Genomic DNA, 10,909 nt, shown 5'->3' on the forward strand with positions numbered 1-10,909 from the left:
CGCACCCATAGCTCAGCTGGATAGAGCGCTGCCCTCCGAAGGCAGAGGTCACAGGTTCAAATCCTGTTGGGTGCACCAATGTTTTCAAGGCCTTATGTGATTTTCACTCGGGCCGGAACCTGGGATAGTAACCACATAGTAACCACCAGAAGAAATGCGGACGCTTCGCTCAGCGGCCCAAGCTTAAACTTGCCGTTGAAGTGAGCGAGCCGCCAGAGCGCGCTCACAAGAATGCGTTGAAGACAAAGAACAGGACAGCTCCAATTACTGGAGCGGAGCCTGCGACCAGCGCCAGAGCGTGATTACGTCTCGGCTGAATGTATGCCTTGGGAGTTCGGTACTGTGCACTGACACCCCTTTCAATGTACTGTGTGCGAGCCCAAGGCGAAATGGTCCCGGCTAATGCATCGAGCTGATGATAGATCCAGCCCAACGGCGCAAAAACTACCCTGACTGTTGGAATGGCCGCGACAACATTGCGCACGGTTCGAGCATTCTTGGGCAATTCGTAATAGACTTGCCTCACCATCGAAGTTGCCGAAAGCACATATAGATTCAGAACATCAATGCTCCAACTGGGTAGTTGCCAATTTGGCCAAATCTTGATCGTCCACCAGTCGAATAAAAGGCCTTTGAGTTGATCCGCGATGGCTCGATAGTAAGCTAGAACTTCAGCCGCCAGTGTCGCGAGTGAAGCATCCGACCAGTTCTGAATCAGTGAAATGATCGACAACGACCCGGCCAATGCGCCCAAGACTGTAAAAACCCCACCAAAAGGCTTCCATTGTCGCTCTGGTGACTCGGATTCATGAACTGCCATTGCGGCCCCTTTTTCAGCCGAGCTCAATCGCCTTTTGAGCGCGGAAAACCAATGGGCGAGACTATGCAACGCCCGAATGACACGGTGCCGCGCCCATTGTTCTCAACGAAGTAACCGTCAGCAAATATCTGCATGTCGAATTGGCCCTCGAAGTAGTAATACTTCGAAACTCCGACGCGACCATCCGAAACGATATGGTCTACCTCATACTCGTCGCAGGTTTCGACTCCTCCGGCACTTGGGGAAACTGAGCAACGGCGCAGCTGAGCGCCATCCTCCGTCACGTGCACAACAACTCGCGGCTTATAGGTTCTCAGGTTCTCCGCCGTATACACGCCCCCCGAGTGAAACTTCTGCTCAACCCGACAGTCAAAAGTGGCTGCCCGAGCCCCCAGGCACAGCGCCCATGAAATTGAAACAATCAAGAATACCCGCAGCATAGCCTGCCTCCACCCGACGTCTGAGTACATATCGTCAAATCCTGCTTGGCAAGCCAGCTACTCGCGATGCAATGTGAAGACACGTCGGACCGATCCACGAAAATGGACTGCGTGGTCTTGTTGATCGGCATTGAAGGGGAGGAATTTGGGATGGTTCGATTTCTGTTTTTTATAGCCCTCTTCTCCTTACCCGCATCAGCTCAGACTCTTACGTTGCCGGATATTGGGACGGACACGCTGACGGCTTGGCCGATAGCGGGTACAAATCGGATCAATGAGCAAATTGGGGGAGAAGAATGAATAGCATTTTGCTTCGAGCAATTCCAGCAACACTCGGCTTCTTTCTCGCTGCCCAAGTAGCCCTTGCAGACAAACTTCAGATGGAATGCGGCCCGTCCCGGGGTCACGTCTTTAATGCGCCAGAGGGCTTAGTGGACAGTGGTTCGGCGGGCTGGGACGAAGACTCTATCTCGACGGGCTTGAGCATATTCGAACTGGATTTGGATTCAGGCGCTGTGTCCTACCGCTGGCGAGATGCTCGCCAATATTGGTTAGACGCTAAAGACGAGGGAGCTGAGGTTAGACTTCTTTCACTCGATGACACAGATTTATCGTGGCAAGTGCTCTCGATTTTTGGCGATGTCACAGAGGTCTGCTCATTTGCCAATGTTCTGGGTGACACCCCAAAATCACTGTGTGTTACCTCCAAGAATGCCAAATTAATCCACTCGGCACGGGTGCTCGTTGCGGACTGCAAAGCGGTGCTTGTGCCAGCTACCAACTGAGGTGCTGTCTCCATTCGTTTTCAAGTTCCGCTAGCGCCTTGGTCCATGCAGAATACTTCCCATGCTTCCAAGCATTCCGATTACCTTTTGGCGCACCAGGACTCTTCCCCTCATGTAAGCGGCACCGACCATTGGGCATTGAACGCGATCGACACGGATGCCCTCGCCGTGTCTTCGCCCCGCAAGTCTCGTTATTGGACAGCGCTGGAACTCCTGTGATTTCTCGGATGCCACGGACTAACCGGGTTCTCCTCGATATACTTTCTCAACCGCGCGGCGTGCTCGATGTTGCGCGGTCCACTAACGCCGCGCTGTTCACCAATCTCGGTAACGGGCTGAATAACCTCGACGTGCGCTCCCAGACCGCCGCACGATGAGCACCGCGCTAGGGAAGCAATGGAAACCACGGTCGCATCTTGCGGCAAACTGTGCAGATCTAACCACCGTCGTTTCCTGCACGTTCGATTCCCACACTCGACAATCAGACCAAGTGCCTTGATTTCGGGAACAGTCGGAACTCTGGAGGGGCGCTCTTTGCTCATGCACGCTAACAAGCACATTTTGTACGGATCAGGAAAGCAGGATGGCTTGCCAATCACAGACTTTAAGAGGAAAATTTCGTTCAATCAGGAGGAACCAATGAATGGACTAGTTAGCGGCATGTGGTGTTCCCAAAGGAATCTGTAGAACAACGCTGAGTATTGCCGTTATTGTCGCGACAGGTCGTGTTTCCAAAACTGTCCGAAGAACAACGGGTCGTGTTGCCGCTATTGTCCCGGTAGGTCGAGTTACCAAAACTATCGGTATTTCCGCGTACCGAGTTGCCTTGATTATCACGGCACGTGGAATTGCCGAAACTGTCGGTTGAGCACCGAGTAGAGTTCCCGTTGTTGTCGCGATAAGTTGAGTTTCCAAAGCTGTCAGTGGAACCGCGAACTGTATTTCCTTGAGAATCCCGACACGTCGTGTTTCCGAAGCTGTCAGTGGAACAGCGAGTTTGCGCGGTCGCTGGTGCAGCAGCAATCAAAAAGGTTGCGAGAATCCATGTGAACCTCATCAAAAATTACCCCCATTGTAAACGAAAATTGTAGCACGCTTTTTATCTCCACCACACAATTTTATTGGCAACAATCGCCCGACCCGCAGCACCGCTCTCGCAAGAAGTAAAGCATCCAGACGCTAGCAGCGTGCGCTTCCCCGACCCCTCTATATGGGATTGAACGCCCTGGGTCCGAACCACATACGCTTAGGCCAGTTCGGCTAACCTTTGTTGCCGCTGCAACTAGCTATATAGGTGTCAACGAATGCCGAGCCACCTTCGAATTTGAACGATTGAGGCGCGGCTGAGCCCCGCCCAATTAACACCGATTTTTCACCGCGAATCGCATCAACGAGACGTTGGAATACCGGATCCTTGTCGCTGGCGATGACCAAAATATTCGTATCGTTTTCGACGTCTCCCATTTCTTGAAAGGCACCGACGGACTCAATCGAAACGTCAACCTTCCCTGACTTCGTTGGGTCTGGCCCGACAAAGTAAATTAGTTGCTCGCTTTCGTTTCCGCCGCCGACTTCGCAGTTGAACGAAAGGGCGTCGTCTGTGCCGATTTGGCTTGCCGTCAGCTGATAAAATCTGTGCCCTGACGTCCCGGTTCCTAGCAACGAAACGTCCCACGCAGTATCGCCATTGGCCAAGGTTTGCATGTAGTGACCAAAGGCAAAATCATTCTGATAGAATCGTTTCAAGTCAGTATTTGATTGAGAGATCAAAAACTCCGTGTAGTCGATAAACCAACGGCAGATCCCAGCCTCAGAAAAAGTAGTAAAGTCCGGAGAAAATTTATCAGGCGGGAATCCAGTACTTGCGGCGAGCTCTTGGAGCTCTAGCTCGGTGCTGGGGCTGAAATTCACTGGTGCTTCCGCTACTTGCAAACCTTCGAAGATTAGCTTCCGGTTCAACTCGTCCCATTCTCGATTGGCATCCGAGCCAAGATACGAGTTGAGCTCATTCAAATTGTAGCCTGCGCCCGTCCCCGAGAAGGACTGTATGTAGCCCGCGCAAAGTGCGGGGCGTTCTTCTAGCTTTTTGGCAATGTCGATAACAAACGACATCATTTCCCGAATTGATTCTGGTTGGGCACGCGTTCTGTATTTTTCTGCGCTCATCGCCAGAGCTCGCAGCGCCGATGTGCTCGCCATCCGAAGTTTTTCTTCTTCAGGCAATTCTAATCGTTGGATCGCGACGAGCGAACTTTCGTACACCTTCCTTGCTTCTTCGTCTTTGGCAAAAAGAGCGCGAACGTAGTCGGGCATGTCGGCGTTTTGGAGCTTCGAAATCGTAACTTCGGCAATCGGCAAAGGTTGCATCGAATCGACTATTGGTTTGGCAAGGACCAAGGCTATCAGCATCGGGAGCCCTATCAGCCAACTTGGAGCCTGTGACAAATTGAGCGCTCGCCTGACTATTTCACCGAGAATTGCTCCAATGGTCAGTCCCGTGCCCCCAAGAATAACGAGGCGTGCCCAGCCTGGTGCTTCGAACACGAACCAGTTGAAGAACTCTGTCATCTTCCCCTCGCCCGAAATTACAAACTGGCGACATAGTGAAGCCGACTATGGATACGTCAACGTCTAAGGTTGAAAATCGAGTACATTGAGCGCTCATCGCATGGGGTTGTTCCTCACTTTTTGCCTACACCCCCCCTCCCCGCTGACACGCTACCCACAATCGCCTGTCCGCCATCGTTCACGTGCACATGCTCGACGACAACGGTTTGCTGGCCCTTGCGGCGGTGCGTATCGAGCGCTTCTACCTGCTCAGTGCAGATGTCGGCGAGCTTGGCGCCATACTCAAAGTCGAGGTCGCGCGAGCGAAAACTCAAAGCCACGATCCTTCAACGCGCGGCACAGTTCCCTCTCTTCTGCGGTATGATTACCGTCTCGAAATGCCCCGCGCACCAATCGTTCGAGGGCTGGCGTCGGTATCTCCGACACATCGGAATAGAAAGCCGGACTCACCCGCTCCAGCCGGTCAATCCTGCGCTTCAGGGTCATCGCTTTGTCCCCACCATAGCATCGCATCGCTCCTGGAAAGCCTCCGCGCTCTCGCCTTCTTCTCGGCTTAGCTGCAGGCCCGCATTTGGGCCTTTGAGTAGATGCGCTGTATGAGGTCCCATATTGACCGGCCCATCAGGACCGGGAGCAACCAAGGATATCACGATGCAGGAGGGCATTTCCGGTGCCCCTTCCCTGGTCTTGTTCTCAAGCCTCACGAGCCTCGCCTTCAGGTTCATGGCCTCTGCTCCTCCAGCACCTTGAGCCTGGCCTCAAGTTCGCTTGTTTCCAACGCCTTGCGGTATGCCTCCACTAACCCGGCAAGTCCGCTCGCCTCTCCCGGTGTCAGGCCGCCGCTTGCCACGCTGGACAGGATCGCGCCCATCGCCGTCGCAGCACTCGCCGCGCCATCCATGGGCGGCAGGTCAAACAGTACGGGTGCATCTTTCCGGGCTGGAGTAATACGCTCAAGGCAAAGGCGTAGCGCTGTCACATCCCCTGCTAACGCTAGGTCCACAGCTTTGCGGGTCAGGGCCTCGCCTTCGCCGTCAAGAAGGGCTTGTACCGCCAGCGTCGTCTTGTGGCGGGATCCCTTGGGGCGGCCAGGATTGCCCTTAGTGAAGGTGCCATCCGTTTTGCGTCCGTTTTTACGGGTCATGGCTCACATCACGTCAAAGGGCCGATGATCATCCCGGCCCACAATGAAGTATCGAAGTGATATATACATCGGGCTGCGTGTCTTGGGAAGGCCGACGGGCAAATCGCTCAGATCCTTCGATAACGCTTCGTTTGCAATCTCGTCAGCGGCGTGAAAAAAGGCACAAGAGGGGGCTGACATGGGCATTAGATCAAACTGCGAACTCCATTTCTCTGATGATCCGATCGAAACATGCATGACCGATATGCATCAGTATCTGATGGACCAATATCAAACCGCCATTGTCGGCAAGTTCGACACTGGCGACGCATTCACCATTTCCGATGTTCGGCAGATCGCGGTTTCAATTGGAGAGCTACCAGCCAATGGCTTGCAGCTCGCCTTGGCAAGCAAAGTCTCAATCCATGATTTCTTCGAGCTGAAGGTTGAGAATTTTCTTGATCCAAACGTATTCCTGTCTTGGGCATGCTTCCTTTTTGTCTCTTTTGTTCTGCTAACCCTTTTAGGACTATTTTCAGATCACTGAGAATTTGAGCGTTATCGATGTTATGTGCGCTCGAAGATCCAACCAACATCGCTTTTTGACAGTTGCGGTTTGCGCAATTCATCATTAGCCCGAGCGCATGGATTTCGTACAGAGTGGGATCCTACAAATAATTGCCACCTCAAAGGGACGGATAAGAACTACTGCCCGAGTCTAAGCGAGTCCGACCAGAATGGCGCAGGAAATCAGAACCAGTGGCCAAAAGCTGACCACAGAAAAATGGGATGATTAACTGATGATCGTCCAGAAAAAGGAACATGCATCACTTTCTTATCGCAATTGCAAAAACTCCCACAGCACGCTCCGGCCTTATCCGGAAGCTAGAGAAGGGGGTGGAGCACCTTGTTCCATATGTGCCTGGCCGAATGCACATGCTTGCTCTGTCCGAGCGTACTTTTTTCGTCTCGGCCGAGAACCACGATTTTTTAGGATTGGGGGCGCACCACCTGAAGCAAGGTCGTGATTTCGTGACCTATGATGGCTTTTGCTGGCTGCAGGAGCGAGAGACGCAAACCGTCAGTCTTTTTCTCAATGCTTTCCGCGACCGTGGCGCATTTGGCCTCAATGATGCGCTCGATGGCGAATACTGTGCGGCATGGTACCATTCGGGTTGCCACCGCTTGATCGCGGTAGCCGATTTCACTGGGCTCCGCCCGATCTACTATATGGACACCCCAGAATATTTCGCGGTCTCGAACCGGCAGATGTTCCTGAACCCGCTATTGATTGAATCTGAACGGATAAGCCTCGATCTTCAGGAGGCGGCAGATCTTGTGGCAAAGGGGAATAAATTCACCGACCGCTCTATTCTTCAGGGCGTTCGCATGCTTCGTCCAGGCTTCGCTATTGCTTTCACGCCAGGCGCGAGCGCAGAGATTCGACGGTCGGGTTCGCCCATCTTCACAGCGCGAGGGTTGCCCAAGGAATCCGACTATGTCCGATCAGTCTCGGAGATCGTGCGAAACCTTGATGCCTTGGACAATATGCCAGGGCTTGATGGTCTGCCAATCCCAATTTCCCTGACGGGCGGAGAGGATTCGCGCTTGGTATTGGCAGCGGCGCTGGAAAGTCGGATTGCTGATAGGGTCGAGACGTTCACCTACGGGTTCGCTGATAACCCAGATATCACAGCAGCTGAGATGGTCGCTCGCAAAGCTGGCGTGCCTCATAACAAGAGGATCCACGCCCCGCCAATAAATGCTTCGGAACGAGCGGTCAGTGAAATCTGGACAGATCTCACTCGGCACGCATACCGTTTTGAAGGAGCGCCCGGCGCTTGGGATGGCGGCGCCAGCAGCGCTACAAAGGTAGGGCTTGATGTGGTGGGATATTTTGACGCCTATTTCAAGCGAGTCCGTCCCGCCAGCGCTGAGATTGACGTCACTTCCCGTGAGGTCGCCCGCGCCTTTATGCGCGAGCCGCAACAACCTTTCGATCCACTAGGCGTTCTGACCCCCCAGGCAATCCAGCGTGACACTGAAATCTGCGATGCCTGGCTCGAAAGCGTGCTAGATGAAGGTGCAGAGCTGAACGACATACCAGAGCTATTCTATTTTGATTTCCGCCTGCCCTGGTGGGGCGGCGCCATCGCAGCAAATGTCGGCTCCTTGTACCGTATGGCCCCGCTGGCTTCGAAATTTGCATCGCGCACTGGGCTGAAGCAGACTGTCACCGAACGGCGAGAACGAAAGTTTGTCTTTGAGGCGATGAAGATACTGCGACCCGATCTTCTCGAACTACCCTATCTAAATAAAAAATGGCCAGATCACTTCCAAGCAGCGTCACCAGGAGTGAGGCTGCCTGGAGTCGAGTTGCAACTTCCCGCACCCCGGCATCAGAGCATACCATGGCCCATTACTCTGGCTCGCCGGGGCGGCAACTTCATCCATGAATATTTGAACTCGCATGAGTTCAACGGTCTGAAGGATGTGATCGACCTTCCCAAGCTTTCAGGCTTTCTTGCTGACCCGACCCGTGTGAACAACTCAACGATTGTGCGCAGCATCGTGAATCTATGCGAAATTCTGATTTTGGCTGCGGATGATCAGAGCCGACACCCCGACAAAATCGAGAAAGCTGGGCTCTCGGGGCCCCGTCTGGTCACGGATATTCCGGAACTGATTCAATTAGCAAGTCGGTCAGCACGGCCAAGTGGAACACAAATACCGAACCCCTCCCCTGTGAAACCGTCATTAACGCAGCGGACGTACGATTTAAGCTTCCCAGACGGGCCGCTGAGTGGGGTCAGAATCGATCCTGCGACCCGATCTTCGGAATTGATACTGCATAGTTTGAGCCTGCTTGTACGTGATGGAAGCGTCATCCCGGTAAAATTAAAGAGCTTGCTTTGCAACTCGGAGATCACCGCAGATGCTCAACTGGACGGCACTCTCAAACTGAAGGCGGTCGGAACCGATCCTCATCTTTATATACCTTCAGCGCTCAACAGAGATGAGCTAGTAGGCTGTGTGCTGAAAATATCCGCATCACCGAGCAGCGGAGCCTTGGAGCTATTCTTCGATCAAGGACAGGGCTTCACGCGTAAGGACAAGATAACTATCCCGTACTGAACGATATGGTGACGACAGATTTTTACCGGAACGGGCTGACTTGATGGCTCTCTTTGCCTGGAAAAGCTTTTTCCGCCCTCAGCAAAAAGTGGCAAAGTGTTAGAATAATTGAACTGCTACACACTTCTTAGGATACCATTTTTTGCCTTTGATTTGCCTGACTAACTGCAATCACGCATTGGTTGGCCGTCCTCTCAGTGCCCTTACCTTAACGATGATGCGCTCACGGTCCTCTGCAGGTAGGACCTGCCGAGGTGCTGAGAGGCTACCCCCGCCCTTGCTGCGAAATCTTGCTAGGCGAACTTCGTGGGGCACCACATCGTGGGGTGCCTTCTTCTCTAGTGCCACAATGCGGCTCGCTATCTTGCTCATGCTTGTTTCTCGCGCGACGACAGCAGCCTAGCAATCTTGATCGCCGCCTCACGATAAAGCCCGGTAGAATCATGTAGGCCGCAATGAAGGACGAATGCGATTTTTCGAGCAATCGAACGCATGTCTGGCGAGCCCTTGTCTTGCAAGTCAGCAGGCGGCGCCTTTCTCTCCAATTGCTGGATCCTGCCCCTCAAGTTCATGTTCCCTTCTCCTCCAGCGCCTTGAGCCTTGCCTCAAGCTCGGTTGTCTCCAATGCCTTGCGATAGCCTTCCACAAGCCCGGAAAGGCCGTTCGCCTCTCCCGGTGTCAGGCCTCCGCTTGCAACGCTGGACAGGATAGCGCCCATCGCCGCCGCCGCGCTCGCCGCGCCGTCCATTGGCGGTAATTCAAACAGTACGGGCGCATCTTTCCGGGCTGGAGTAATACGCTCAAGGCAAAGGCGTAGCGCCGTCACGTCGCCGGCTAGCGCCAATTCCACAGCCTTGCGGGTCAGGGCCTCGCCTTCACCGTCCAGTAGGGACTGTATGGCCAGCGTAGTCTTATGGCGCGAGCCTTTGGGCCTTCCCGGATTGCCAGGCTTGAATGGTCGGCCAACCACCTTCTTCCCGTCGCCCATTGCTGCGTTGTCAGAAGCGTTGTTTCGCGCCTTAGGCGGCGGTCTGCCGGTCATGTCGCTCGCCTTTCCTCAAGCTCGATGACGGTATTCGCCGTCACGCGTTATTATATCATAATGATATATGTAGCATGATTGTTTGCCCGGTAAAATGCTCGCGCTGTGGGCGCACCTCGGGCTATCGGCCACCCTGTTTCAAGCTACCTATGACGGGCTCCAAGCGGCTGACCTGATATTAGAGAGCCCGGCCCGTTTCGCCTGAGCTAATCAAAAGCTCCGCTCAACGAGCCTTTACCCACAAACCCCAACCAGAAAGAAAGGCGAACGGAGTCTCCGAATAAATGACCCGAATCTGGGGGGGGGGCTGGGTCAGCAATCCTGAAGCAGGGCGAAGGCAGTGTGCCTGTTGCAGACCTCTGCCGCGAGCACGGGATCAGCAACGCCACCCATTATAATTGGCGCGGCAAGTATGGCGGGATGGACGCGGCGATGCTGTCTGAGATAAAAGCGCTGTTCGAATACAGCCTACCTGCTGAATCCAGGATCCACTAGTGACGACTTCTTTTAGTTCAGAGGGACAGAACAGCAGGAATTGAAATTATGCCTGATTATCAAATTCGAAAGCCCAAGGCTTAGCCATCAGGCATCATCAGAGGTTTGGGAATTATCTTCGTATGATACGTCTTCTCGCTTTCAGTGACATCCACAACAATATGCAGGCTGTTCGGGTACTCAGAGCGCAAGAATCTAACGCTTACGATGCAATCCTGGTTGCTGGCGACATTGGAGGAGAAAGCGTCAATTCGCTGCTTGAGATATGCTCATCGTTCCAATGTCCAATCCACTTTGTATATGGAAATTGGGACTTTGATGCGACATATGGAGACCGAGACGACGGTCTGCTTGGACCGATTCATCATTCAATTCGTCGAGTCGGTGACATCCAAATCACCGGTTTCTCTGGTTGTCCGACCGCGTGGGGAAATAACCCGCAACATCTAGCAGGCTGCTGAAAAAGGTCTCGTTTTGCTTTGCGAAGCATGATTCTCTCTT

11 protein-coding genes, 1 tRNA gene and 1 pseudogene are annotated in these 10,909 nt (G+C 53.5%); 6 read left to right on the top strand and 7 right to left on the bottom strand.

Annotated elements, in window-relative coordinates:
- Window position 1 precedes the first annotated feature (1 nt).
- Window positions 2–78, top strand: a tRNA-Arg gene (locus tag V7651_RS18345).
- Between the two features lie 145 nt (window positions 79–223).
- On the opposite strand, the gene V7651_RS18350 is transcribed toward V7651_RS18345, so the two are convergent.
- Both V7651_RS18350 and V7651_RS18355 read right to left on the bottom strand, forming a co-directional pair.
- Window positions 224–820, bottom strand: a complete 597-nt coding sequence (locus V7651_RS18350; RefSeq protein ID WP_335613977.1) for a hypothetical protein — start codon at window positions 818–820, stop codon at window positions 224–226.
- A 23-nt stretch (window positions 821–843) separates the two neighbouring features.
- A complete protein-coding gene (locus V7651_RS18355) occupies window positions 844–1,260 on the bottom strand; it encodes a hypothetical protein (RefSeq protein WP_335613978.1) in 417 nt (138 codons plus the stop codon).
- Window positions 1,261–1,556: 296 nt separating this feature from the next.
- Here V7651_RS18355 and V7651_RS18360 point away from each other — a divergent pair, with 296 nt between their 5' ends.
- Window positions 1,557–2,045 (top strand): hypothetical protein, encoded by a 489-nt coding sequence (locus V7651_RS18360; protein ID WP_335613979.1) that lies wholly within the window; start codon window positions 1,557–1,559, stop codon window positions 2,043–2,045.
- On the opposite strand, the gene V7651_RS18760 is transcribed toward V7651_RS18360, so the two are convergent.
- From V7651_RS18760 to V7651_RS18375, 4 genes are all read right to left on the bottom strand, one after another.
- Window positions 2,035–2,304: an HGGxSTG domain-containing protein gene (locus tag V7651_RS18760; RefSeq protein WP_418887265.1), complete on the bottom strand. Its 270-nt coding sequence runs from the start codon at window positions 2,302–2,304 to the stop codon at window positions 2,035–2,037. The genes V7651_RS18360 and V7651_RS18760 overlap by 11 nt on opposite strands.
- A gap of 1,001 nt (window positions 2,305–3,305) precedes the next feature.
- Entirely contained in the window at window positions 3,306–4,613 is a 1,308-nt protein-coding gene (locus tag V7651_RS18365) for a hypothetical protein (RefSeq protein ID WP_335613980.1), read from the bottom strand.
- A 113-nt stretch (window positions 4,614–4,726) separates the two neighbouring features.
- Complete coding sequence (locus V7651_RS18370) at window positions 4,727–4,927, bottom strand: hypothetical protein (protein ID WP_335613981.1); 201 nt, start codon at window positions 4,925–4,927, stop codon at window positions 4,727–4,729.
- 407 nt (window positions 4,928–5,334) lie between these two features.
- Complete coding sequence (locus V7651_RS18375; protein WP_335613982.1) at window positions 5,335–5,757, bottom strand: DUF5681 domain-containing protein; 423 nt, start codon at window positions 5,755–5,757, stop codon at window positions 5,335–5,337.
- Between the two features lie 235 nt (window positions 5,758–5,992).
- Here V7651_RS18375 and V7651_RS18380 point away from each other — a divergent pair, with 235 nt between their 5' ends.
- Both V7651_RS18380 and V7651_RS18385 read left to right on the top strand, forming a co-directional pair.
- Window positions 5,993–6,283, top strand: coding sequence for a hypothetical protein (locus V7651_RS18380; RefSeq protein ID WP_335613983.1), 291 nt, complete (start codon window positions 5,993–5,995; stop codon window positions 6,281–6,283).
- Window positions 6,284–6,558: 275 nt separating this feature from the next.
- On the top strand, window positions 6,559–8,871 hold the full coding sequence (locus V7651_RS18385; RefSeq protein ID WP_335613984.1) for an asparagine synthase-related protein: 2,313 nt from the start codon (window positions 6,559–6,561) through the stop codon (window positions 8,869–8,871).
- 568 nt (window positions 8,872–9,439) lie between these two features.
- Here V7651_RS18385 and V7651_RS18390 read toward each other — a convergent pair.
- The gene (locus V7651_RS18390) at window positions 9,440–9,913 is read right to left on the bottom strand and encodes a DUF5681 domain-containing protein (RefSeq protein WP_335613985.1); all 474 of its coding nucleotides are present in this window, start codon (window positions 9,911–9,913) and stop codon (window positions 9,440–9,442) included.
- 318 nt (window positions 9,914–10,231) lie between these two features.
- On the opposite strand from V7651_RS18390, the pseudogene V7651_RS18395 reads away from it, so the two are divergent.
- A pseudogene (locus tag V7651_RS18395) lies at window positions 10,232–10,369 on the top strand (transposase); the annotation flags it as partial.
- Window positions 10,370–10,530: 161 nt separating this feature from the next.
- Window positions 10,531–10,869 carry a metallophosphoesterase family protein gene (locus V7651_RS18765; RefSeq protein WP_418887264.1) on the top strand — a complete coding sequence of 113 codons (339 nt, stop codon included), beginning with the start codon at window positions 10,531–10,533 and terminating at the stop codon, window positions 10,867–10,869.
- Window positions 10,870–10,909 lie beyond the last annotated feature (40 nt).

Origin of the sequence: Hyphomonas oceanitis, from assembly GCF_036964545.1 — a bacterium.
GTDB classification, from domain to species: domain Bacteria; phylum Pseudomonadota; class Alphaproteobacteria; order Caulobacterales; family Hyphomonadaceae; genus Hyphomonas; species Hyphomonas oceanitis.

Coding starts and splice junctions, on each gene's coding strand:
- V7651_RS18350 (WP_335613977.1), bottom strand. CDS start 820: ATGGCAGTTCATGAATCCGAGTCACCAGAGCGACAATGGAAGCCTTTT.
- V7651_RS18355 (WP_335613978.1), bottom strand. CDS start 1,260: ATGCTGCGGGTATTCTTGATTGTTTCAATTTCATGGGCGCTGTGCCTG.
- V7651_RS18360 (WP_335613979.1), top strand. CDS start 1,557: ATGAATAGCATTTTGCTTCGAGCAATTCCAGCAACACTCGGCTTCTTT.
- V7651_RS18365 (WP_335613980.1), bottom strand. CDS start 4,613: ATGACAGAGTTCTTCAACTGGTTCGTGTTCGAAGCACCAGGCTGGGCA.
- V7651_RS18375 (WP_335613982.1), bottom strand. CDS start 5,757: ATGACCCGTAAAAACGGACGCAAAACGGATGGCACCTTCACTAAGGGC.
- V7651_RS18380 (WP_335613983.1), top strand. CDS start 5,993: ATGACCGATATGCATCAGTATCTGATGGACCAATATCAAACCGCCATT.
- V7651_RS18385 (WP_335613984.1), top strand. CDS start 6,559: ATGCATCACTTTCTTATCGCAATTGCAAAAACTCCCACAGCACGCTCC.
- V7651_RS18390 (WP_335613985.1), bottom strand. CDS start 9,913: ATGACCGGCAGACCGCCGCCTAAGGCGCGAAACAACGCTTCTGACAAC.
- V7651_RS18765 (WP_418887264.1), top strand. CDS start 10,531: ATGATACGTCTTCTCGCTTTCAGTGACATCCACAACAATATGCAGGCT.